Below are 23108 nucleotides of genomic sequence, written 5' to 3' on the forward strand. Positions count from 1 at the left end.
GGATTACTCCTGCTTCTGAGCTTCGTACTCGCGTGCAATGGTGCGCAACTCTTCCAGAGCGGCAGCAGCATCCACACCACGGTCAGCTACACTGTCGATCCAGGCCTGATCCATGCCTTTGATCATTTCGCGGAATTCCAGCGTCATCGGGTCATTCGGACCCAGCTCTTTGATGGTTACACCTGCCTCGCGCGCCGCTTCAAAGCCTTCGACATCAGCCTGGTCCCAGGCGCGGCCCGCCAGGGCAGACAACTTCGCACCGGATACACTCAGGATAGCCTCAGCATCCTTCGGGTCCAGGTCTTCCAGGAAGTAAGGGTCAATAAACATGGAGAAGCTGCCCAGGTACAGACCACCCGGGAATACAGTCAGGTTCGGAGCCACTTCGTGCAGACGCAGAGACTTCTGCTCAGTGACCGGCATGAACACACCGTCGATCACGCCCTGCTGCATCATTTCATACACTTTGGAACCCGGTGCGGCTACCGGCGTAATCTCCATACGCTCGCCCAGCTCGGTCTGAACACCACCGCCGATGCGAATCTTCTTGCCCTTGAGGTCATCGAAGCTGTTGATCGGATCGATGGTATGCAGCTGGCCCGGACCGTGGGTCAGGGTTGCCAACAGCTGCAGGCCTTCAAATTCATTGGCCTCTGCGAAGTACTTCTCCTGAACTTCCCACAGGGCAACGGAGGCTGCTTCAGCGCTCACATTCAGACCCGGCAGTTCAACAGCTACCGGCAGTTTGAAACGACCCGGACCATAACCGTGGTAGCTCCAGCCAGCGTTGATCACGCCGTCTTCAACCAGCTGGAAGTAGGTTTTGGGGTGGCCTACATCCTGCTCGATTTTCACCTTGACGCGACCCTCAGTCGCTTCCTCTACCCACTCGGCCCAGGTCGGCCAAACGATAGCGTTCATCGGGTTGCCCGGCGGCTGCCAGGTACCCACGATCAGAGTCGTCTCAGCCGAGGCTGTTGCTGAGGCAGTCATACCCAGGGCCAGGGCTGCTGCGCCGGCCACAGATTTGATCATTTTTTTCACGGTGATCTCCACTTGAAAGAGTCTGTTGCTACAGTCGGATGTGCCGGTTGCCGGCTTATTATTAATCTGCCCGGTCCGGGGAGACCGGGCAGGCTGTCGACCAGTGCCCCTGCCGGACCTAGTCCTTTTTAAACAGCGGATGAATATTGTTCTTGTTGAACTTGAGTACCGGGTCCAGCTCGGTCATCTCAAACGAGATCTGGACATAGCTTTCATCCGTGATGGGCTTCATCCAGTCGCACAGGATCTTGAACACCTGCTCGGCCACTTCTTTCTTAAGTTCCATATCACGACCGTGACCGATCTTCAGACTCAAGTTCAGGTATGCGAAATCTTCGCGGCCATCCGCAACACGAAAGTCATCGCAGCGAATTGCGCGGCTGCGAACACCACCGATGGGGAACGCACCGGTGGACACCACGTACTCGTGCAGGTCTTTGAACAGCGCCTGAAAGTCCAAGCGGTCATGCAGATTGCCAGAATAATCAACAACGAAATGCGGCATTTTGTGTACTCCCCTGAGTTCGGACACCACTGATAAAGGGGTGCCGATGTGGTTACAGAACGTGGTTGCGGAAAGGCAAACGCACGAAATCTAATTAACATATTAACTTTTGTCAACAGACTGTCATCTCACCGTGATGGGTCTATAAAGATTAGTACGCATCAAAAAGTGATGCCCCGAGTGACCGGGTATTGACTTAGTTAAGATGTTAACTAAAATGCAAAGCAGATGATCGGCACCCTCCCCTGTCAGCGTGTTAAGAACGACAGCCGGCCGGGTAGCCATGAACAAACACAGACAAGAAGAAGGTACGTCTCGCATGTTGACCAAAGAGCAGATCAAGGCCGCCGCGGATCGCCTGTACGAAGCAGAAGTAAACCGTAAGCAGATTCCGGCGCTGACTCTGGAGCACCAGGACATGACCATGGCGGACGCCTACGCCGTGCAGAAAGCCTGGGTCGATCGCAAGATCGAAGATGGCCGCAAGGTCATCGGCTACAAGATCGGCCTCACCTCCCGTGCCATGCAGATGTCCTCCAACATCGACGAGCCGGACTACGGTGTTCTGCTGGACGACATGCTGTTTGACGATGGTGCCACCATCAAGGCATCCGACTTCCTGGATCCGCGTATCGAAGTTGAACTGGCCTTCGTACTGAAGAAGCCGCTGTTCGGTGAAAACGTCACTATTTTCGACGTTATCGATGCCACCGACTATGTCATCCCGTCACTGGAACTGATCGCTGCACGCTGCCTGCGTACCGACCCCGAAACCGGTTACACCCGCAAGGTATACGACACCATCTCTGATAACGCGGCCAATGCCGGCATCGTGATGGGTGGTCGCCCGATCAAACCGATGGATATCGACCTGCGCTGGGCCGGCTGCATGCTGTATCTGAACGGCCAGATCGAAGAGACCGGCCTGGCCGGCGGCGTACTGGGCAACCCGCTGAAAGGTATCACCTGGGTATGCAAGCGTTTCGCTCCGCACGGCATCGGCCTGGAGCCGGGCCAGGTGATCCTTTCAGGTTCCTTCACCCGTCCGGTACCGGTTAAAGCAGGCGATACCGTTCACGCCGACTTCGGCAGCCTGGGTGGCGTCACCCTGAACTTCGAATAATCGATCACTGGAGCGATTCGAATGGAACTGCCAAAAAACCGTTTCAAACAGGGCCTGGCCACTGGCGAAACCCAGTACGGTCTCTGGTTGGGTCTGCCGGACAACAGTGCCGCTGAAATTGCCGCCGTTGCCGGTTTCGACTGGCTGCTGATCGATGGCGAACACGCCCCCTTCGATCTGCGCACCATCATGAGCCACCTGCAGGCCATCGCCCCGTACGACACCGCACCCATCGTGCGCTGTGTTGAAGGCGACACGGCCCTGATCAAGCAGCTGCTGGACATAGGCGTTCAGACGCTGCTGGTTCCGATGGTGGAAACTGCCGAACAGGCTGCCCAGCTGGTTCAGGCCGTCCGTTATCCGCCGCAGGGCATCCGTGGCCTGGGTACATCGCTGGCCCGCGCCGCGCGCTGGAACCAGGTACCGGGTTACCTGAAAAAGGCCAACGACGAAATCTGCCTGATCGTGCAGGTGGAAACCGCCAGCGCCATGGAAAACCTGGACGCCATTCTGGAAGTTGAAGGCGTTGATGGCGTGTTCATCGGACCGTCAGATCTGTCTGCTTCCATGGGCTATATCGGCGATGCCGGTAACCCGGTGGTAGTCGAGACCATTAACAAGGGTCTCAACAAGATTCGCGATGCCGGCAAGTACGCCGGTCTCCTCTGCCTGGACCCGTCCCTGGCAGAAACCTACGTCCAGCAGGGTGCCAACTTCGTGGGTGTCGGTGTCGACACCATGATCCTGGCCAACGAAACCCGCAAGCTGGCACAGCGCTTTAAACAGGGCGCTCCGGTTGAAGACGAAAAGCCTCAGGCCGGTTACTGATCCGGTCATAACAAGAGAAGGTTAATCATGACTGCAAACACTCTGGTCAACAGCAAGCTGGTCTGCGTCGCGCTGAACGACAAGGCTCAGCTGGCTGCCCTGGATGGGACATTCAACGAAGCCCCGTACAAGAAGCCGCCGACTCAGCCGGTTTTGTATTACAAGCCGCGCAACACATGGAGTGTTGACGGTGCTGAAGTCGAGTGGGCCAAGGACTTCGATGGTAACGACGTAGCGGCCATGGCCGTGGGCGCCAGCCTGGGCGTAGTGATCGGCAAAGAAACCTGCCGTGTATCCGCTGATGAAGCACTGGACTACGTTGGCGGTTACACCATCGTCAGCGACTTCTCCCTGCCGGAAGAGAGCTACTACCGCCCGGACATCAAGGGCAAGTGCCTGGATACATCTGCCCCGGTAGGCCCTGAGATTGTCGCGGCCGACAAGGTTGCCAACCCGAACGCACTGACTGTGACTGTCAGCGTTAATGGCGAGCAGAAGAGCGTATTTGAACTGGCCAACATGGAGCGCAGCATTGCTGAGCTGATCAGCATCATCTCGCGCATCATGACCCTGCAGGCCGGTGAAATCATCGCGGTCGGCTTTGCCGGTGATCGTGTAGCCGTTGCCAAGGGTGACAAGGTTGAAGCAAGCATCGAGGGTGTCGGCACCCTGAACAACACGCTGGGAGGTGCCTGAGCCATGAGACACGCACGTATCGTATTTGACGGCCGCGAGCTGGACATCGACATCGACGCCAACGACCGCATCACTACTTCCGAAGGTGAAGTATTGGACGTGGCGCTGGATTCTGACCAGATCACCTGGCTGCCGCCGGTCAAAGCACCGGGCACCATCTTCGCACTGGGCATCAACTACGCGGATCACGCCAGCGAACTGGCATTCGAGCCGCCGAAAGAGCCGCTGGTGTTTATCAAGCACGCCAACACGCTGACCGGCCACAAGCAGGTGAGCTACCGTCCAGACGGCATCGAATACCAGCACTACGAGTGCGAACTGGTTGCGGTGATCGGCAAAACCGGCAAGAACATCAAGCGTGAAGACGCGCTGGATTACGTTGCCGGCTACACTGTGTGTAACGACTTCGCCATCCGCGACTACCTGGAAAACTACTACCGCCCCAACCTGCGCGTGAAGAGCCGTGACTCTCTGTTGCCGATGGGCCCCTGGATTGTCGATACCGCTGACATCCCTGACGCCAATGCGCTGAAACTGACCACCACCGTGAACGGCAAGGTAACTCAGGACGGCTCCACCAAGGACATGATCTTTGACGTGCCCTTCGTGATCGAATACCTGAGCAAGATCATGACCCTGAACCCGGGCGACATGATCTGCACCGGCACACCGCACGGCATCGTTGACTGCCAGCCGGGTGACACCATCGTGTGCTCCATCGAAGATGTGTGCGCGCTGGAGACCCGCATGGTCAGCGAGCAGGAATTCTACGGCGACAAATACTGAGAATAAGACCCGTCCCGGGCGCAGGCCACGACCGGCCCCGGGATCCGAACCAAACGGGAGAAGCATCATGAGCGATACTCTGGACACCAACCTGGAACGCGCACAGAAATACCTGGAGCGCTTCAAGAACAACACTACCGGTCACTTCATCAACGGTGAATTCACCCTGGGTAACGGCGGTAGCGAGTACGACAACTACACGCCGACCAACAACAGCTCTATTGGTAAGGTCATGGCCGGCTCCGTTGCCGACATGGACGCCGCCTGTGAAGCCGCTGAAAACGCTTTCGAAGCTTGGGCCAACACCCCGGGTGCTGAACGCAAGCGCCTGCTGCACAAGTTCGCCGACCGTCTGGTTGAGCGTGCCGACGAAATCGCCCTGGTCGAGTCCATGGACTGTGGTCAGGCGATCCGCTTCATGAAGCAGGCTGCCCTGCGGGGTGCCGCCAACTTCCGCTTCTTCGCCGACAAGGCACCGGAAGCGCAGAACGGCCTGGCCCTGCACCAGGACGAGCACGTCAACTACACCATCCGCAAAGCAATCGGCCCGGTCGGCATCATCACGCCGTGGAACACGCCGTTCATGCTGTCTACCTGGAAGATCGCACCGGCACTGGCTGCAGGCTGTACTGTTGTACACAAGCCGGCTGAGCTGACACCGCTGAGCGCCTACATCCTGGCCGAAATCGCGGACGAAGTACTGCCCAAGGGTGTGTGGAACATGGTTAACGGTTTCGGCGAAACTGCCGGCAAGCGCATGACCGAGCACCCGGCCATCAAAGCCGTTGCTCTGGTTGGCGAATCTGCAACCGGTTCTCACATCATGCGCCAGGGTGCTGACACCCTGAAGCGTATGCACTTCGAGCTGGGTGGCAAGAACCCGGTTATCGTATTTGACGATGCCGACTTCGAACGCGCACTGGATGCTGTTGTCTTCATGATCTACAGCCTGAACGGCCAGCGTTGCACCTCCTCCAGCCGTCTGCTGATCCAGAGCGGTATCCGTGACAAGTTCATGGCTGCACTGGAACAGCGTGTACGTAACCTGAAGGTTGGTCACTCTCTGGACCCGAACACCGAAGTGGGCCCGCTGGTTGCGACCGAGCATTACAACAAGGTACTGAGCTACTTCGACATCGCTAAAGAAGACGGCGCCAATGTTGCAGTCGGCGGCAAGCGTATCGAAGAAGCCCGTGGCAACATCGATCCGGCCGGCAACTACCTGGAGCCGACCCTGTTCACCGGCGCCAACAACAAGATGCGCATCGCTCAGGAAGAGATCTTTGGCCCGGTTCTGACCGCTATCACCTTCGACACCGAAGAAGAAGCGGTCGCGATTGCCAACGACACCCAGTACGGTCTGTCCGGTTACATCTGGACCGAGAACACCGGCCGCGCCATGCGCATGGCCAAGCACGTTGAAGCCGGCATGCTGTGGGTGAACTCCGAGAACAACCGTAACCTGCCGTCTCCGTTCGGTGGTATCAAGATGTCCGGTATCGGTCGCGACGGTGGCGACTGGAGCTTCGACTTCTACATGGAAACCAAGAACGTCTGCATCGCGCACGGTACCCACAAAGTACCGCAGCTCGGCAAAGGCTGATTTATCTGCTTACCCTGGCAGAACCTGCCGGAGGGCGTGCACTAGCACGTCGCTCCGGCCCCTTCCTTTATTCTTTCCCGCATCTGCTATAGTCGCCTCATGAGCGAACATTCCCACAGTGAATGGATTCCCAACATTATTCTGGGACAGGATTACGACCGTCGATATCTCGATGCGCCGATCCACTATGACGTGCTGGAAAACCTGGCCGACTTCTATGGTCGTGATATGCCAGTGCACCGTCACGCCCAGTATCTGCAGATGCACTATATTGACCGGGGCGAGATCAGTTTCCATATCGATGACCGCATCTATCACGCCGAGGGCCCGGCACTGCTGCTGACACCGCCGTCCGTTCCTCACTCTTTTCTGACCGAGAACAGTGCACGAGGCCACGTCCTGACCATTCATCAGTCACTTGCCTGGCAACTGCTGCGCGATGGCCTGCAGGAAGAGATGGATACCGAGTTCAACCGGGGCCTGTGTATCGTGCGCGACGAGCTGGAAGATGATCAGCGCCAGCAATGGCCGCTTATCACCCAGACCCTCCGCAACATCAAGGTAGAATGGTATCGCGAGCGCCTGGCCAAGCGTTTGACGCTGCACACACTGGTCAGACTATTGCTGATCCAGATCTCACGTCTTTCTCCCAAGGAAGCTGAAACCACATCGCTGAACAACGATGACCTGCGCATCTTCCGCCGTTTCTCGGACTTGATTGAGGAACATTACCGGGAACACCTGCACCTGCCCGAATACACCCGTGAGCTGGGAATATCCGAAAGCCGTCTGCATCAAATCTGTCAGAAGGTATCCAACCGTTCTCCCAAGAAGCTGATCCACGATCGCATCATTCAGGAAACCAAGCGCCTGCTGGTGTTTACCGAGCATTCCAGCAACGATATCTGTTACCAGCTGGGTTTCAGTGACCCGGCCTATTTTTCCCGCTTTTTCAAACGGCTCACAGGCCTGACGGCACAGCAGTTTCGGCAGCGCCACAAGAAAGACAACTGGACTACTAGTTAACATATTAATAAAATGGCGGTATGACTACTTCCGCCCAGTCCCGTATCGCGCTTCTGTGTACCCGCAACGCCCTGTCAGGCCTGCTGATTTTCGCCACCCTGTGCATGGCTCTGCTGGATACCTTTGATCTTGCCAATCTCACCGAGCCGGCAACGTTAACGGCCTGGGCCTTTGTCGCACTTGAATTCGGCCGTCTGACACCCAAACAGCGCCTGCCCATCTATTTACTGCTGGGTGCCGGTGTGGTCTTCGCTGCCTGGAGCTGGTTTGCAGGCGTGTCCTTGCACCCGCTCGACCTGTTGGGCGAACACCTGAAACTGGCCATGCTGCTGGCCGCGGTCAACTTTATCCGCCTGAGCACCCAGCTACAGAGCAACACCGGCAACCCGGGCCTGCGCAGCTTTGTCACTACGCTGGGTGGCATGCACCTGCTTTCCTCCGTAGCCAATTTCTCTTCCATGCTGCTGGTCGGAGAGCAACTCAAGCGCAAGCAGACGCTGTCACCGCTCTCCAGCATGATTCTGGCCCGGGGCTTCAGCCTGGCCGTACTCTGGTCGCCGTTTCTCAGCATTTTGCCGCTGACGCTTGAGCAAGTGCCGGGTACCCAACTGTATAACATCCTGCCGTTCACCCTGGGGCTGTCGTTGTTCGGGCTGGCCTATACACTGATCGATGCACGCTTCCGTCATGAGCGTGAACTGGATGCATACCAGGGCTACCCGATGACCTCCGGCACTCTTTTACTGCCACTGACCCTGATTGTCGCCATCCTTGTGGTCAGCGCATTACAGCCGGATCTGCCCACGGTGGGCGTCGTTGCCCTGATGGCGCTACTAACACCCCTGCTGTTGTTAAGCCTGAAGCAGGGTCCCGGCGAAGCCGTTCAGCGCTTCAGCAACCATATTGTTGAACGCCTGGCGGACACCCGTGGCGAGATCAGCCTGTTCCTCAGCGCAGGTTTCCTGGCAGCCGCAGTCAAGGCATGTCTTAGCGCGGGACTGTTCAGCCTTCCGTTTACCTATACCAGCCCGGGCGTTGCCGTATTTGTCCTCTGGACCATTACCATTCTGGCGCATCTGGGCATTCACCAGTTTGCCCTGGTCGCCATCTTTGCCGGCATGCTGGCCGATGTCACCACCGCCCCCACTCAGATGGCTATCGCTTACATTGTTGCCACCTCAGTCTCCATGTCCGGCAGCCTGTTCAGTGGCGTAAACTTCATTCTTCAGGCTCGCTTCAATTGCTCGGGGCGCGGCATACTGCGCACGAACCTGCCCTATACTCTGGTTATGCTGCTTGCAGCCACGGTGCTGATCTATATGATGCACTACGTGGGTATCCACTGAAGCCCTGTCATCCAAACAGAAAATATTGAATCCATGCGTAAATACGAAGACTCGATCCCGCTCAAACTGCTCAAGGCCCGTGAAGTCACCATGGCCTTCTTCCGCCCTGTCCTGCAGGAAATACCGCTGACCGAGCAGCAATGGCGCGTCATTCGTGCACTGGATGAATATGAAGAGCTGGAGTCCAAGCAGCTGGCAGAGCTCTGCTGCATCCTCAGCCCCAGCCTGACCGGTATCATCAGCCGCCTGGAACAGCAGGGCTACATTCAGCGTCGTCGCTCACCGGAAGACCAGCGCCGCGTGCTGATCAGCCTGACCGAAGAGGCAAAAGAGATGTTCGCCCGCATCAGCCCGACGCTGCATGAAACCTACCAGGAAATAACCCGCCAGTTCTCGCCCGAGAGTATGGAGCAGCTGGACAAACTGCTGACCAAGCTCTGCCAGATCAAACCCTGACACCCGTCAATAATCCCGCCTTTTGTTAAACGACGCCCCTTTCGGGGAGTCGTTGACATTAGATAACATGTTAACTAGCATTAGTTAACATGTTAACGAAGTGCGAACACTATTCGGATTGATCTGTTTACCGCCAGGCAAGCCTCATTGCCTCCCAGACCAGATCCGCCAACCCTTAAGAAAAAGAAGGTGTGACCATGGGCGAAATCGTACTAGCTGCAAAAATTACACATGTCCCGACCATGCTGCTGTCCGAGCAACCGGGGAAGTTGCAGGGCTGCCGCCAACAGGCAATCGATGGTCAGCGTGAGATCATGCGCCGTGCTCGTGAAGCCGGTGCCGATACCGTGATCGTGCTGGATACCCATTGGCTGGTGAACGCAGGCTACCACATCAACAGCAATGCGCGTTTCAAGGGTTGCTTTACCAGTCACGAATTTCCGCACTTCATCCAGAATCTTGAATACGACTACCGCGGCAACCCTGAACTGGGTGACGCGATTGCGGCCAAAGCGACCGAGAAAGGTGTGTTCACTCTGTCGCATCAGGTTGACACCCTGGATCTGGAATATGGCACCCTGGTGCCGATGCACTTCATGGAACCAGGCGACATGCCGATCGTTTCCATTGCCGCCTGGTGCACCGTGCACAGCATCGAAGCGTCACGCAAACTGGGTGAAGCGATCACCGAGGCAGTGAAAGAGAGCGACGCCAAGGTACTGCTGCTGGCGTCCGGCTCCCTGTCGCACAAAATCTGGGAAAACGATCTGTACGAAGCCAACAACGGCACCTTTACCATCTCTCGCGAGTTCAACCGTCAGGTGGACCTGCGTGTACTGGAACTCTGGCAGCAGGGTGAGATCGATACCTTCCTGAAGATGCTGCCGGAATACGCCCAGTATTGCTGTGGCGAAGGCGGCATGCACGATACAGCCATGCTGTTCGGCGCACTGGGTTGGGATAAGTACACCGGCAAGGGCGAGCTGATCGGCGAATATTTCCCGAGCTCAGGCACCGGTCAGGCAAACGTCGTATTTCCGGTCCAGAATTAAGAATTAAGCGTTACGTAAAGTCCAGGCACCTGGCTTACCAGGTGCCTGATAAGCAAGTGATAACCCAACATCAATAAGCAGACGGAGACCCATCCCATGCTGCAAGCATCTTACCCTTACTATCTGGCCAACGAGGCTCAGGCACCGAACCAGGACCTGGCGGTGACCGACAAGTTCAGTGGCGAAGTCGCAACCCGTGTTGCCATGGCAGACGCTGCGGCCATCGACCTGGCCATCGCAGCTGCTGACGCTGCAGCCGAGCCGATGCGCAAGATCCCGGCATACAAGCGTCAGGAAATCCTGTACTACTGCGTCAAGCGTTTTGAAGAGCGCGCCGAGGAACTGGCTGTTGCCCTGTGCATCGAAGCCGGCAAGCCGATCAAGGATGCTCGCGGTGAAGTGACCCGTCTGATCGACACCTTCCGCATTGCGGCGGAAGAAGCTACCCGTATCGGTGGTGAAGTCGTGCCCATGGACATCAGCCCCCGTGCCGAAGGCTACACCGGGATGTGGAAGCGCGTACCCATCGGTCCCTGCTCTTTCATTTCACCGTTCAACTTCCCGTTGAACCTGGCTGCACACAAGGTAGCACCAGCCATCGCTGCGGGCTGCCCGTTCATCCTCAAGCCTGCCAGCCTGACGCCGATCGGTGCCATCATCATCGGTGAAATCCTGGCCGAGACCGACCTGCCCAAGGGCGCGTTCTCTATCCTGCCGTGCCACCGTGACGGTGCCGACCTGTTCACCACCGACGACCGCCTGAAGCTGCTGAGCTTCACCGGTTCTCCGGATGTGGGCTGGCAGCTGAAAGCCAAGGCCGGCAAGAAGCCGGTCGTACTGGAACTGGGTGGCAACGCGGCCTGTGTGGTTGACGAAGGCACTGACATCGACGACGCCGTTGCCCGTATCGTATTCGGCGCTTACTACCAGTCTGGCCAGAGCTGCATCAGCGTTCAGCGTATCATGGTGCACGAAGCCCACTACGACGAAGTCCGCGAGAAGCTGGCTACGGCTGTAAACGGCCTGGTTCACGGTGATCCGAAAGACGAAAACACCTTTATCGGCCCGATGATCTCCGAGAAGGAAGCGACCCGTCTACACAACTGGGTACTGGAAGCGAAAGAATCCGGTGCGACCGTACTGGCCGGTGGCGAGCGTGAAGGCGCCATGCTGCAGGCGACCCTGCTGGCTGACGTGGATGCCGACCAGAACGTCTGCACCCAGGAAGCTTTCGGTCCGGTTGCCATCCTGTCCAAGTTCAGCGATTTCGACGCTGCGCTGGAAGAGGTCAACAACTCTGACTTCGGTCTGCAGGCCGGCATCTTCACCCGCGACATCTACAAGATCCAGAAAGCCTGGGACGAGCTGGAAGTCGGCGGCGTTGTCATCGGTGACGTGCCGTCCTGGCGTGTGGACCACATGCCGTACGGCGGCGTGAAGGACAGCGGTCTGGGTCGTGAAGGCGTTCGTTACGCCATCGAAGACATGACCGAGCTGCGCCTGCTGGTCGTTCGCGATCCCAAGTAAGCGATGAGAACTGCGCCCGCTCTACCCCTGCTGGTCGCCATTGCCATGGCGAGTCCGCTGGCACTCAATGCGTTTGTGCCGGCGATGCCGGATGCTGCGCGGGCGCTGAACGCTGATATCAGCACCATTCAGCTGACCTTTACCGCCTATCTTCTCACCCTGGCGTTTGGTCAGCTGATTTCAGGGCCGCTGGCCGATTATTTCGGTCGTCGTCCGGTTTTGCTGGTTGGTCTTGGTTTGCATGTAGCTGGCAGCTGCCTCGCAGCCTCGGCCGATGGCGTGATGCTGCTGGTTGCCGGACGTGTGCTTCAGGCACTGGGCGGCAGTACCGCCATGGTGCTGGCCCGTACCATTATTCTGGATGTACATGGCCGTGCCGGTGCCGCAGGTCGCATGGGGTATGTGGTGATGGCCATTGCCATCGCCCAGTCCATCGCGCCTGCACTGGGAGGCTATATCAACCTCTGGGGCGGCTGGAATGCCATCTTCTACCTTTCGATTCTGATGGGTGGACTGGTGTGGCTGCTGGCCCTGCGCCTGCTGCCTGAAACCTGTGCTGAACGCAGTGATGATCTGCGTCTAGGGCGGGTTTTGCGCAGTTATGGCGGCGTACTTGGCTCCGGCCAGTACCTCGGGTACGCCCTGTCCACCACGTTTATTGCCACGGCCTTTTACCTGTTTGTCGGCAGTGCGCCCTATATCGTGGTGGACCAACTGGGCGGCGACTCCGCTGACTTTGGTACCTGGTTCCTGGCGGTATCCCTGGCGTTCATGCTGGGCAGTTTCTGCTCCACACGGCTGGCCAGCCGTTTCAATGTGGACCAGATGGTGCTGCTGGGGAACGGTTTGTCCCTGCTGGGTGCCGCTACGTTGGTTGTATTGGCCTGGTGGGAAGCCTTGAGCTTTGCCAGCCTGTTCCTGCCGATGGCACTGGTGACCTTCGGTCGTGGCTTGAGTCAACCCAACGCCCAGTCCGCCGCAATCAGCTGTGCACCCGGCGCTGCAGCAACGGCATCCGGCCTGATGGGATTTATTCAGCTACTCACCGGCGCCGCCATCGCCCAGCTGGTGCCTTCGCTTATGAATCTTGGGCTGACCACTCTGTTCAGCTTCATTCTGTTGGCACCGGTGCTGGCACTGGCTGCCCATTGGCATGCTCGCCATAAGGCGGAGGTCACCGCATGAGTCGACAAGTCAGCCATTCTCAACATACAGTTTCTAAACAGGGGCTCAACAGCCCCGCAGTCATAACAAGAGGTAAGCCTCATGGGTAAACTCGCATTAGCTGCAAAGATCACGCATGTACCTTCGATGTACTTGTCTGAACTGGACGGCCCCAAGAAGGGTTTCCGTCAAGCCGCCATCGACGGCCACAAGGAAATTGATCGTCGCTGCCGTGAACTGGGCGTCGACACCATCATCGTGTTCGATACCCATTGGCTGGTAAACGCCAGTTATCACATCAACTGTGCAGAGCACTGGGCCGGTAACTACACCAGCAACGAGCTGCCCCACTTCATTTCCAACATGCCGTTCGAATATGACGGCAACCCGGAACTGGGCCGCATCCTGGCAGAAGAGTGTAATGCTCAGGGCGTTGAAACCCTGGCACATGACTCAACCACACTGGATCCGGAATACGGCACGCTGGTTCCCATGCGTTATATGAATCAGGACCGTCACTACAAGGTAATTTCGGTTTCGGCCATGTGCACCGTGCACTACCTGAACGACAGTGCGCGTCTGGGCTGGGCCATGCGTAAGGCGATTGAAGAGAAGTATGACGGCACCGTTGCCATTCTGGCGTCCGGCTCCCTGTCACACCGCTTCGCGCAGAACGGCCAGGCACCGGACTTCGCCACCAGGACCTGGTCTCCGTTCCTGGAACGCCTGGACCACGACGTAGTGCGTATGTGGGAAAACGCTGAATGGGAAGACTTCTGTGAGATGCTGCCCGAATACGCCGTAAAAGGTCATGGCGAAGGCTTCATGCACGACACCGCCATGCTGCTGGGCGCCCTGGGCTGGTCTGAATACGACCAGAAAGCGGAAGTCGTCACTCCTTACTTCGGCAGCTCCGGCACCGGTCAGATCAACGCCATCTTCCCGGTTTCTCCGGTGAGTGGCGACAAGGTACCGGGGCCTCAGGCATCCGTTACCGAGACATTTGCACCCGGCTCCAGCCGTCTGTAAATCCGTCTCCTTTCTCCCGAAACGGCCTGCATTTGCAGGCCGTTTTGGTTTCTGTACTCGGTTCCAAACTCCCCTTGATGTGATCGAGCCAGATGCATCCTTTGGAATTCCTGTTTTATTTAATATATTAAATAAAATATCAGCAGTGGTATTATCTTACCCATAACAATTCAATACCCAACCGGGAGCCCCTGATGTCATCGGTAGCCAACCCCCATCGCCCGATCGTGCTGCTGGCCGCGCTTGTCGCCTTTGGCCCGTTGTCGATCGACATGTACCTGCCCAGCCTGCCATTAATTGCAGCAGACCTTGAAGCACCTGAGTCCAGCATCCAGCTCACCATCAGTGCCTTTCTGATAGGGCTGTTTATCGGCATGCTGTTCTATGGCCCGCTGTCGGACAAGTTTGGCCGTCGGGGCCTGTTGTTGGGCGGTATCAGCCTCTATCTGGTCGCCAGTATCGGCTGCATCCTTGCCGACAGTGCCGATACGCTTATTGCTGCACGCTTCCTGCAGGCACTGGGTGGAGCTGCTGCCTCGGTTCTCGCACGCGCTATTGTGCGTGACCTTTTCCCCATTAATGAAGCCGCACGGGTACTCTCATTGATGCACCTGGTAACCATGATCGCGACGCTGGTTGCACCGCTGGTAGGCGGTTATCTGATTCTGGTTTCCGGCTGGCGTTCGCTGTTTGTGGTGCTGTTTATCTTTGCTGCCCTGATGCTGATGTTCAGTGCCTGGAAGATTCCGGAAACCCATCATGGTGACTCGCGTAATGCCAGTATCCTGGCCGTGTTCAAGGCTTATCTGCACATCGCTCTGCAGCCGGTGGCACTGGGTTACATCCTGTGCATGTCGCTATGCTTTGCCGGCATGTTTGCCTACATCACCGCCTCCCCTTTCGTGTACATCGAGTACTTTGGCGTTGCCCCGCAGCACTTCGCCTGGCTGTTCAGTCTTAATATCGGTGGCATCATCGTGCTGGTCAGCCTGAATGCCAGTTACGTCAAGCAAGTCGGAACCCAGAAGCTGCTGGTGGCTTCAGCCGTGCTGGCGACGCTGTCCGGCGCTGTCCTGCTGTTTGGCGGAATCACCGGTACCGGTGGGCTCTGGCTGGTAGTAGCTGCATTGTTGGGCTATGTCAGCGTAACCGGTGTCATGGGCGCCAACTGCATGGCCAGCCTGCTGGCTCGCTATCCGGACCAGGCCGGCGCTGCAGCGGGCCTGGCCGTGGCCACCCAATTTGGGCTGGGCGCACTGGCCAGTTCGGCCACCAGCCGCTTTCATGACGGCACCCCTTTGCCCATGGCCTTGATTATCGGCCTGACCGGCATTGGCTGCCTGTTGGCACTCATTCCCACACGACACTCGCGCCCCGCCTGATCTGGCCAACCTGCCATTTTTCGCACCTGCCTGGAAGGGCCCCAAAGCGGGGCCCTTTTGAAGAAAAGTGCAATAACAAACAAGAATATTACATTTTCTCCAGAGCCCTCACCCCGCATAATCGCCCCAACGCTTGTGGGGAGCTTTTACGTTTACGTTAGCTGGGCAGTCTCACCCATCCCAACACCCCACAGGACCGGATACCAATTATTAAAAGAGAGAAGATCCTGATGACTACTCACAACCCGATGCTTGAGAAACTCAACGAGATCCTCCCGGCCATCCGCGCCAACGCCAGCAAGGCGGAAGAGCTGCGTCAGGTGCCGCAGGAAAACATCGATATGCTGCACGGCATTGGCCTGAACCGCGCCTTCCTGCCGAAAGCATATGGCGGCCTGGAAATGAGCCTGCCTGAGTTTACTGATTGCATCGCGGCACTGGCTGGCGCCTGCTGCTCCACTGCCTGGGCCTACAGCCTGCTGTGCACACACAACCATCAGATGGCCATGTTCTCCAAGGAAGCTCAGGAAGAGTTCTGGGGCGAAAACCCGGATACCGTTGCTTCCAGCTCTATCGCACCCTTCGGCAAGCACGAAGAAACCGAAGGCGGCATCATCTTCACCGGCGACATGAAGTGGAGCTCCGGTGTTGACCACGCGCAGTGGATCATCGTTGGTTTCAACCGTTTCAACGACGCTGGCGAAAAGATCTACAGCTTCGCGGTTATTCCGAAGAAAGAATTCACCATCATCGACGACTGGTACTCTGCCGGCATGCAGGGCAGCGGCACCAAAACCGCTCGCATCGAAGGTGTATTCGTACCTGAGCACCGCATCCAGGCAGCTGGCGACATGATGGAAGGCCGTCATGTAGGTCGCTCTCTGTATCCGGACAGCAAGATCTACCACACCCCGTACCGTCCGTACTTCGCCTGTGGCTTCGCCGCCATGAGCCTGGGTGTCGCTGAGCGCATGATCGACGTATACAAGGAAATGACCAAGAACCGTGTACGTGCCTACACCGGTGCTCAGGTTAAAGCCTCTATCCCGCCGATCCTGCGTGTAGCCGAGTCCTACCAGCAGGTATGCGCTGCCCGTGCTTACCTGGAGAAAACCTGGAACGAGCACAAGGAGTACGGTGAGCGTCACGAATACCCGGATCGCTACACCCTGGCTCACTGGCGTACCAACCAGGCTTACGCCATCAAAATGTGTGTTGAAGCCGTTAACCGCCTCTGGGCTGTGATGGGCGCTTCCAACTGGCTGGCCGACCGTGAAGGTCAGCGTCTGTGGCGCGAATCCAACATGACCGCCGCTCACGCTTACACCGACTACGATGTGTGTGCCCAGATCATCGGTCGTGAAATCTTGGGCCTGGAGCCGGATCCCGCTCTGCTGTAATCCCATCAGGACAAGGCATGTCCTCGGGCGCGCACGTCCAGATGCGCGCCCTGTCCCTGTTTCAGGGGTAATCTGCAAAACCGCAGGCGACCATACCCCGCCTGCTCTCGTCATATGCTGTATACGGTTTTGTAGCCGACCATAAGAACCCAACATCCAGGTGCTGCCATGAGCAATCAAGTCACTGAATTCGATCCTAAAGCCTTCCGCCGTGCACTGGGCAACTTTGCCACCGGTATCACGGTTATTACCGCCCAGACTCCCTCTGGTGAAAAGACTGGCGTTACTGCCAACAGCTTCAACTCGGTATCTCTGGATCCCGCACTGATCCTGTGGAGCATCGACAAGCGATCCGGCAGCTGCGAGATTTTCGAACAGGCGTCGCATTTCGCTGTTAACATCCTGGCTGCTGACCAGATTGATGTGTCTAACCACTTCGCTCGCCCCAGCGATGACAAATTCGCTGGCGTTGAATACAGCGAAGGTTTCGGTGGCGCACCGGTACTGCCACACACCTCTGCCTGCTTCCAGTGTGAATCCTATGAAACCCTAGACGGCGGTGACCACTGGATCCTGATCGGCAAGGTTGTCGCATTTGAAGATGCTGGCCGCGCCCCGCTGGTATACCACCAGGGCAGCTACTCTGTTGTCATGCCGCACTCCCGCTTCCCGGCCAACACCGAAGAACAGCCGGAAGCCGTGCAGAAACTGGAAGGCCGCCTGAGCGATAACCTTTACTACCTGATGACCCAGGCAGTGCGCAGCTACCAGGCTGACTACGCCCCGCTGCAGCTGTCCACCGGACTGCGCACCAGCGAAGCACGCATGCTGATGGTACTGCAGGCCAACCCGAAACTGAGCCTGAAAGACCTGCTCAAAGAGGTCAACATGCCGGATATCGAGGTAAAAGAAGCCACCGATATTCTGCAGCGCAAAGGCCTAATCACCTCTGCGGACGATTGCTACGACATCACAGAGCAGGGTATCGAACAGGCAGAAGCCCTTTGGCGCCTGTCAGAGGAAGAGCAGGACAAGATGTTCAGCCAGTTCAGCGATGAAGAGCTGGCCACCTTCAAAAAAGTACTGAGCACCCTCGCCGCTCAGTAATTGTATTGCTTGCTTTCCAACTCGACCGGCCCTGGTGCCGGTCACCTCTGGGGTACTGCCGATGTTGAAAGAGACGGCAACAGCGGAACCAAAGTACCCCGGTTTTCCCGCCTGATACTTCTCTGACCACTTCAGTGGCACTATAATGTCATGCGCTCTGGCATTCGGGCCTGCAGCAATCAAACCGACCCAACGGATGGGAATTGAGTATGAAAAAGGAACTTGTTCTGGGCTTCGGACGGCTCAGCCGTTTGCGCTTCATGGCGTATTTCAACCTCTGGCACCTGCTTGCCTTCGCGCCTCTGACACTCTGGGCGCTTCTGGCTACGCCCGAGGATTCCAGTCTTCTGACCTTCACCCTTGCCACGGTCGTTGTATTCAACCTGGTCGCCCTCAAAATGGCCGCTCAGCGTTATCGTGACGCCGGTGCCAGTGGCTTCTGGTCGCTCACTTACCTCATCCCTCCCGCAGCTCCCTTTATTTACCTGATTCTGGCAACAGTGCCCGGCGACCGGGACGATAACCGCTTCGGTAAGGCACCACCCAAAAGCCCCAGGTGGCTACTCATCCCGGCCTTGTTACCATTGGCATTGCTGATTTGGCACTGGATTACCCTCATCAACCTGCTGTTCAGCAGCGCGCCCTTGTTGATGGCCGGCATGACGCTCTAGCAAGCCCTATGGGGTTATAATCAAGGGGACAAACACATGCGCCTTAATGCCAGGCGCTGACAGGAGTCCCCTCGAAGCAATGCCGGATACAAAACAGCTCCATACGTTAGCCTCAGGCTGGATACCCTCAGCTGATGTACTCAAGACCCTGGAGCAGCTGGGAACGGCTGCCTTTTACGATATTTTTCTCAACTGGCTGCAACAAGAATTCGGCACCGAGCAGTGCATGGTGTTTTACTGCCCGGATGGCGAGCGCGTCTCAACACTGATCTACAAGGATTATGCCCGTGAGGCCTCGGGCAAGCGTCTGGCCGAAGCCTATGTGAGCGAGCGCCACTATCTTCAGGACCCCAACTTTCAGCTGCTCAAAACACTCAGGCCCGGTGATGTTGAAATCGTGCGCTTCAATTCAGTAAGTGGCGATATGGGGCTGCATTACCGCAAGGCATTTTTTGAAACGCCGGGCTTCAGCGACAAGATCTCTATTCTCCGAGGAACCGAGCAGGGTAACTACTACATCAACCTGTACCGCCGTGACCCCGGTTTTGATGAGCGCTTTGACGACAAGAGTTTTGAACATACGGTGTGTGGACTTATCAGCATTCTGGTCAGCAAGCACTTTCAACTCAATGAGCACCTGCGCCAGGAAGGGCCTCTCGCCTTTTTGTCTGAACGCGAACAGCAAGTATGTCAGGCGGTGCTCAGGGGCAAGAAAAATGAAGCCATTGCCGCCGAGCTTGATGTAGCTGTCAGCAGCATCATTACTTATCGAAAACGCGCCTACGAAAAACTGGGGATTTCCAGCCGGGCCCAGCTATTCGCGCTCTGTACTTGAACTTGATACCGCATTTACATGATGCCGGTCACTTGCCTGCTGTATAAAATTTAGCCTTAAATGGTACTGTGAATGAAAGGGTGAGACAGGAATCCCCCCAAATCAGGAATTCAGATGGCAGCATTGAAGCGCAATCTATGGACCCTCTTCTGGCTTATCCTTCTCGGAGGCGCAGTGCTGCTGAGCGTCATTCTGTATGCGCGCTGGCAATCTCTCTACGATGAACACAGAACCTACCATCAAAACAGAGCCGAACTGATCTCCCAGGCCGTCAACAGCGTGCTCCATACTCAGGAGCTTGTGTTGGATGTCATTGGCCGGGAGCTTATTTCCAACGAGCAGATGTTTGATAACAGCCAGCAGCTCCCCTTGCTGGATAATATCCTGGCAGTCGACAAAAGCATGCTCGGGTTTGGCCTGGCCCGGCCTGACGGCACTCTGGTCAGAGTCAGTTCCAATCTGGACCTCAGCAAACTGCCCAACTTGCGTACCCAACCCGAAAGCGCTGCCAGTTTTGAACAAGCTCTGATGTCCGACAAAATGGTGCTGGGCCGTACTTACTTCCTGCCTGCTCTTGACGCCTGGGTGATCCCCATTCGCAAGGCACTGCGCTCACCCAATGGTGAAGTGCTGGCCGTGATGACTGGCGGCCTGCGGATGAATACACCCGGTATCGTGTTCAGCTCCAGTGTGCGCAACAGACCAAACGATATTATCAAGCTGTACCGTGAAGCCGATGGCTACTTACAGTACATCGCGCCCAACGCGGTGGGGCCGGCGATCTATACACGGCCACAGATAACAACCGAACAACGGGACGAGAACCGGCAGGGCTATACCGAAGAAATCAGCATGACGGTCGATGAAGTGAAAGCACTGGATCGTGCCGTCTCATTCTCCAATGAGTACGATGGCGAAGCCTATATCACAGCCGCCATATTCAACCGGCGCTATCAACTTTGGACACTGTCCGAAACCAGCCTCACGCCATTAAAAGCCGAGTTTCGCGCCACACTCCTGCAATACCTGACCGTCTTCATCCTGATCTTTAGCGTCCTGTACGCATTGTTCCGTGTTATTCACCGTGCCGAACGTGAGCGCCGCGAAGAGCTGCTATACCACTCCTGTCATGACGACCTGACCGGACTGCTCAACCGCGCCGGTCTGTTCCAGGTGTTGGATGAGCAGGTCGAGCGCCAGCACTCATTCTGTCTTGTTATCATCAACATTGACCATTTCAAGGGCATTAATGACCGTTTTGGGCAGGATATCGGGGATGAAACCCTGGTGGCCTTCAGTGATCAACTGACCGTTCTTTGTGGTACTAACCCCGGCAACCATCTGGCCCGCCTTGGCGGTGATGAGTTTGTCATTGTCAGCGAGAATACGAACCCCGATGAGCAGCAAAGAGTCTGTGAAGAGCTGTTAAAGGATTTGGCAACCAACATGGCCATCGGACGCCTCAACCTGCAACTGACCGCCAGTGCCGGTATTGCCTTCTACCCGGGGCACGGAGACTCCACCAGCAAGCTGCTGCGCAGTGCTCACCTGGCGCTGTATCGAGCCAAGAACAACCGGAACTCTGTCAGCCTTTACCGCTCCGAGATGGAGATGGATTACTTGCGCCAGCTGGTGGTTGAACAGCGCCTGCGCCTGGCGCTTACCGATAAACATCTGCATATGGTGTATCAGCCACAGGTGGACAATGAGGGCCTTGTGGTCGGCCTTGAAGCCCTGGTCCGCTGGCAGGATGAAGAGCTGGGTGCCGTTTCCCCTCAGGAGTTTGTCGGTGTCGCAGAACAAAGTGGCTTGATGCTCTCTCTGGGACACTTCGTGCTTGATACCAGCCTCAAGGAGTATGCAGAACTGCGCGAAAAGCTTGGTCATGGGCTCGATCTGGCCATCAACATTTCGGTGATCCAGTTCGAACAGCCACAGTTTGTCAAAGAGGTGATGCACCTGCTGCACACCCACCAGGTTCCGCCACAGGAGCTGGTACTGGAGATTACCGAAAGCCTTGTCATGACCAACGTCGACCAGGTGCTCAATACCATCAAGCGGCTGCAGGATCAGGGTATCCGCCTGTCCATGGATGATTTCGGCACCGGCTTTTCCTCGCTCAGCCTGCTGCGAGACCTGCCACTGAATGAGTTGAAGGTGGATAAGAGTTTCGTGGATAGCATGCTTGATGATCCGCGAGCAGCTAACATGATTCGCAGCATCATTTTTATTGCGCAAAGCCACGCAATGGATGTAGTTGTTGAAGGCGTTGAACTGCAGGCGCAGGCAGAAAAACTGATGAGCATGGGGTGCCGCCGTTTTCAGGGGTATTACTTCAGCCGACCTGAACGTCTGGAACGCATTCTGGAAATCTGCACGCAAGACAGCCGGGGAATGCCATTCAAGGCTCATTAATCGACTTGAGTTGCAGCGCCGGAGCCAGTCTATTGCAGTATATTTGTAGTCCCGCAGTACGCTCGGCTTCAGCCGTTCATGCGGCTGTGTTACTTTCTTGCTACGGTCAACTTAACACTGGGAGCTGTTGCTGATGTCCGCTGATAAATTTCGCCTTGTTACACGCAGTGATTTTGACGGCCTTGTCTGTGCCGTATTGCTTAAACATCTGGATCTGATTGACGATATCAAGTTTGTTCACCCCAAGGACATGCAGGATGGAAAAGTCGATATTACTGACCGTGATATCACCACCAACCTCCCTTACGTGAAAGGCGTTAACCTGGCCTTTGACCACCACCTCTCTGAAACCATCCGTAACGAAAAAGTGGACAACCACATTATCGATCCCGATGCGCCTTCAGCAGCACGCGTGGTATGGAAGCATTACGGTGGCCATGATGCTTTCCCGGCTGCCTGGGATGAGATGATGGAAGCCGTGGACAAGGGTGACTCAGCACAGTTCACTCAGGATGAAGTCCTTAACGCCAAAGGCTGGGTGCTGCTTAACTTCCTGATGGATGCCCGCACCGGCCTGGGCCGATTCCGCGAATTCCGCATCTCCAACTACGCCCTGATGATGGACCTGATCGACTACTGCAAAAACCACAGTATCGAAGAGATCCTGAGCCTGCCGGACGTAAAAGAGCGTGTAGAGCTGTATTTCGAGCAGGAAGCCAAGTTCAGGGAACAGGTAAAACGCTGTGCCACCGTACACAACAACCTGGTCGTTCTGGACCTGCGCAATGAAGAGCAGATCTGGGCCGGTAACCGCTTCATGATTTATGCGCTTTACCCTGAGTGCAACATTTCCATCCACGTCATGTGGGGGCTTAAACAGCAGAACACCGTTTTCGCTACCGGCAAGTCCATTTTCGACCGCGGCTCCAAAACCAATGTGGGTGAGCTGATGCTGGAATATGGCGGTGGTGGTCACCACGCAGCCGGCACTTGCCAGGTGGAAAATGATCGTGCTGAAGCCGTACTGAATGAACTGATCACGCGTATTAACGCTGACGGTTGATAGCGCTCTTCGTTTACCTATAGATAAAGTCGGACCGGTCAATGACCGGT

At 56.6% G+C, this 23108-nt stretch carries 21 protein-coding genes; 19 read left to right on the top strand and 2 right to left on the bottom strand.

Features of this window, described 5'->3' with window-relative positions:
- Positions 1-3: 3 nt before the first annotated feature.
- Positions 4-1035 carry a TRAP transporter substrate-binding protein gene (locus O3C79_RS15850; RefSeq protein WP_494385802.1) on the bottom strand — a complete coding sequence of 344 codons (1032 nt, stop codon included), beginning with the start codon at positions 1033-1035 and terminating at the stop codon, positions 4-6.
- Between the two features lie 127 nt (positions 1036-1162).
- Entirely contained in the window at positions 1163-1549 is a 387-nt protein-coding gene (locus O3C79_RS15855) for a 5-carboxymethyl-2-hydroxymuconate Delta-isomerase (protein WP_076460423.1), read from the bottom strand.
- Between the two features lie 319 nt (positions 1550-1868).
- On the opposite strand from O3C79_RS15855, the gene hpaH reads away from it, so the two are divergent.
- From hpaH to O3C79_RS15950, 19 genes are all read left to right on the top strand, one after another.
- Complete coding sequence (gene hpaH, locus O3C79_RS15860) at positions 1869-2672, top strand: 2-oxo-hept-4-ene-1,7-dioate hydratase (RefSeq protein WP_010324205.1); 804 nt, start codon at positions 1869-1871, stop codon at positions 2670-2672.
- 21 nt (positions 2673-2693) lie between these two features.
- Positions 2694-3500, top strand: a complete 807-nt coding sequence (hpaI, locus tag O3C79_RS15865) for a 4-hydroxy-2-oxoheptanedioate aldolase (RefSeq protein WP_010324204.1) — start codon at positions 2694-2696, stop codon at positions 3498-3500.
- Positions 3501-3527: 27 nt separating this feature from the next.
- Entirely contained in the window at positions 3528-4196 is a 669-nt protein-coding gene (locus O3C79_RS15870) for a fumarylacetoacetate hydrolase family protein (protein WP_494383882.1), read from the top strand.
- Between the two features lie 3 nt (positions 4197-4199).
- Entirely contained in the window at positions 4200-4982 is a 783-nt protein-coding gene (locus O3C79_RS15875) for a fumarylacetoacetate hydrolase family protein (RefSeq protein ID WP_494383883.1), read from the top strand.
- 67 nt (positions 4983-5049) lie between these two features.
- The gene (gene hpaE, locus O3C79_RS15880; protein WP_494383884.1) at positions 5050-6585 is read left to right on the top strand and encodes a 5-carboxymethyl-2-hydroxymuconate semialdehyde dehydrogenase; all 1536 of its coding nucleotides are present in this window, start codon (positions 5050-5052) and stop codon (positions 6583-6585) included.
- Positions 6586-6684: 99 nt separating this feature from the next.
- Positions 6685-7611 carry a 4-hydroxyphenylacetate catabolism regulatory protein HpaA gene (gene hpaA, locus O3C79_RS15885; protein WP_010324200.1) on the top strand — a complete coding sequence of 309 codons (927 nt, stop codon included), beginning with the start codon at positions 6685-6687 and terminating at the stop codon, positions 7609-7611.
- A 20-nt stretch (positions 7612-7631) separates the two neighbouring features.
- A complete protein-coding gene (locus O3C79_RS15890) occupies positions 7632-8957 on the top strand; it encodes a hypothetical protein (RefSeq protein ID WP_494383885.1) in 1326 nt (441 codons plus the stop codon).
- 33 nt (positions 8958-8990) lie between these two features.
- Positions 8991-9413: a homoprotocatechuate degradation operon regulator HpaR gene (gene hpaR / locus O3C79_RS15895; RefSeq protein WP_494383886.1), complete on the top strand. Its 423-nt coding sequence runs from the start codon at positions 8991-8993 to the stop codon at positions 9411-9413.
- Positions 9414-9610: 197 nt separating this feature from the next.
- Entirely contained in the window at positions 9611-10465 is an 855-nt protein-coding gene (gene hpaD, locus O3C79_RS15900; RefSeq protein ID WP_494383887.1) for a 3,4-dihydroxyphenylacetate 2,3-dioxygenase, read from the top strand.
- A gap of 96 nt (positions 10466-10561) precedes the next feature.
- The gene (locus O3C79_RS15905; RefSeq protein WP_494383888.1) at positions 10562-11992 is read left to right on the top strand and encodes an aldehyde dehydrogenase family protein; all 1431 of its coding nucleotides are present in this window, start codon (positions 10562-10564) and stop codon (positions 11990-11992) included.
- Positions 11993-11995: 3 nt separating this feature from the next.
- Complete coding sequence (locus O3C79_RS15910; protein ID WP_494383889.1) at positions 11996-13177, top strand: multidrug effflux MFS transporter; 1182 nt, start codon at positions 11996-11998, stop codon at positions 13175-13177.
- A gap of 81 nt (positions 13178-13258) precedes the next feature.
- Positions 13259-14185 (top strand): 3,4-dihydroxyphenylacetate 2,3-dioxygenase, encoded by a 927-nt coding sequence (gene hpaD / locus O3C79_RS15915; protein ID WP_494383890.1) that lies wholly within the window; start codon positions 13259-13261, stop codon positions 14183-14185.
- A 194-nt stretch (positions 14186-14379) separates the two neighbouring features.
- Positions 14380-15567: a Bcr/CflA family multidrug efflux MFS transporter gene (locus tag O3C79_RS15920; protein ID WP_494383891.1), complete on the top strand. Its 1188-nt coding sequence runs from the start codon at positions 14380-14382 to the stop codon at positions 15565-15567.
- A gap of 230 nt (positions 15568-15797) precedes the next feature.
- Complete coding sequence (locus tag O3C79_RS15925; protein WP_494383892.1) at positions 15798-16967, top strand: p-hydroxyphenylacetate 3-hydroxylase oxygenase component; 1170 nt, start codon at positions 15798-15800, stop codon at positions 16965-16967.
- A gap of 168 nt (positions 16968-17135) precedes the next feature.
- Complete coding sequence (locus O3C79_RS15930; protein WP_494383893.1) at positions 17136-18074, top strand: p-hydroxyphenylacetate 3-hydroxylase reductase component; 939 nt, start codon at positions 17136-17138, stop codon at positions 18072-18074.
- Positions 18075-18283: 209 nt separating this feature from the next.
- The gene (locus O3C79_RS15935) at positions 18284-18745 is read left to right on the top strand and encodes a DUF805 domain-containing protein (RefSeq protein ID WP_076460440.1); all 462 of its coding nucleotides are present in this window, start codon (positions 18284-18286) and stop codon (positions 18743-18745) included.
- A 79-nt stretch (positions 18746-18824) separates the two neighbouring features.
- A complete protein-coding gene (locus O3C79_RS15940; RefSeq protein WP_494383894.1) occupies positions 18825-19580 on the top strand; it encodes a helix-turn-helix domain-containing protein in 756 nt (251 codons plus the stop codon).
- A 114-nt stretch (positions 19581-19694) separates the two neighbouring features.
- Entirely contained in the window at positions 19695-21995 is a 2301-nt protein-coding gene (locus tag O3C79_RS15945; protein WP_494383895.1) for a bifunctional diguanylate cyclase/phosphodiesterase, read from the top strand.
- Positions 21996-22128: 133 nt separating this feature from the next.
- On the top strand, positions 22129-23058 hold the full coding sequence (locus O3C79_RS15950; RefSeq protein ID WP_494383896.1) for an exopolyphosphatase: 930 nt from the start codon (positions 22129-22131) through the stop codon (positions 23056-23058).
- Positions 23059-23108: the final 50 nt, after the last annotated feature.

The organism is Marinobacterium sp. NO-S09, from assembly GCF_059179545.1.

Coding starts and splice junctions, on each gene's coding strand:
- O3C79_RS15850 (WP_494385802.1), bottom strand. CDS start 1,035: ATGATCAAATCTGTGGCCGGCGCAGCAGCCCTGGCCCTGGGTATGACT.
- O3C79_RS15855 (WP_076460423.1), bottom strand. CDS start 1,549: ATGCCGCATTTCGTTGTTGATTATTCTGGCAATCTGCATGACCGCTTG.
- hpaH (WP_010324205.1), top strand. CDS start 1,869: ATGTTGACCAAAGAGCAGATCAAGGCCGCCGCGGATCGCCTGTACGAA.
- hpaI (WP_010324204.1), top strand. CDS start 2,694: ATGGAACTGCCAAAAAACCGTTTCAAACAGGGCCTGGCCACTGGCGAA.
- O3C79_RS15870 (WP_494383882.1), top strand. CDS start 3,528: ATGACTGCAAACACTCTGGTCAACAGCAAGCTGGTCTGCGTCGCGCTG.
- O3C79_RS15875 (WP_494383883.1), top strand. CDS start 4,200: ATGAGACACGCACGTATCGTATTTGACGGCCGCGAGCTGGACATCGAC.
- hpaE (WP_494383884.1), top strand. CDS start 5,050: ATGAGCGATACTCTGGACACCAACCTGGAACGCGCACAGAAATACCTG.
- hpaA (WP_010324200.1), top strand. CDS start 6,685: ATGAGCGAACATTCCCACAGTGAATGGATTCCCAACATTATTCTGGGA.
- O3C79_RS15890 (WP_494383885.1), top strand. CDS start 7,632: ATGACTACTTCCGCCCAGTCCCGTATCGCGCTTCTGTGTACCCGCAAC.
- hpaR (WP_494383886.1), top strand. CDS start 8,991: ATGCGTAAATACGAAGACTCGATCCCGCTCAAACTGCTCAAGGCCCGT.
- hpaD (WP_494383887.1), top strand. CDS start 9,611: ATGGGCGAAATCGTACTAGCTGCAAAAATTACACATGTCCCGACCATG.
- O3C79_RS15905 (WP_494383888.1), top strand. CDS start 10,562: ATGCTGCAAGCATCTTACCCTTACTATCTGGCCAACGAGGCTCAGGCA.
- O3C79_RS15910 (WP_494383889.1), top strand. CDS start 11,996: ATGAGAACTGCGCCCGCTCTACCCCTGCTGGTCGCCATTGCCATGGCG.
- hpaD (WP_494383890.1), top strand. CDS start 13,259: ATGGGTAAACTCGCATTAGCTGCAAAGATCACGCATGTACCTTCGATG.
- O3C79_RS15920 (WP_494383891.1), top strand. CDS start 14,380: ATGTCATCGGTAGCCAACCCCCATCGCCCGATCGTGCTGCTGGCCGCG.
- O3C79_RS15925 (WP_494383892.1), top strand. CDS start 15,798: ATGACTACTCACAACCCGATGCTTGAGAAACTCAACGAGATCCTCCCG.
- O3C79_RS15930 (WP_494383893.1), top strand. CDS start 17,136: ATGAGCAATCAAGTCACTGAATTCGATCCTAAAGCCTTCCGCCGTGCA.
- O3C79_RS15935 (WP_076460440.1), top strand. CDS start 18,284: ATGAAAAAGGAACTTGTTCTGGGCTTCGGACGGCTCAGCCGTTTGCGC.
- O3C79_RS15940 (WP_494383894.1), top strand. CDS start 18,825: ATGCCGGATACAAAACAGCTCCATACGTTAGCCTCAGGCTGGATACCC.
- O3C79_RS15945 (WP_494383895.1), top strand. CDS start 19,695: ATGGCAGCATTGAAGCGCAATCTATGGACCCTCTTCTGGCTTATCCTT.
- O3C79_RS15950 (WP_494383896.1), top strand. CDS start 22,129: ATGTCCGCTGATAAATTTCGCCTTGTTACACGCAGTGATTTTGACGGC.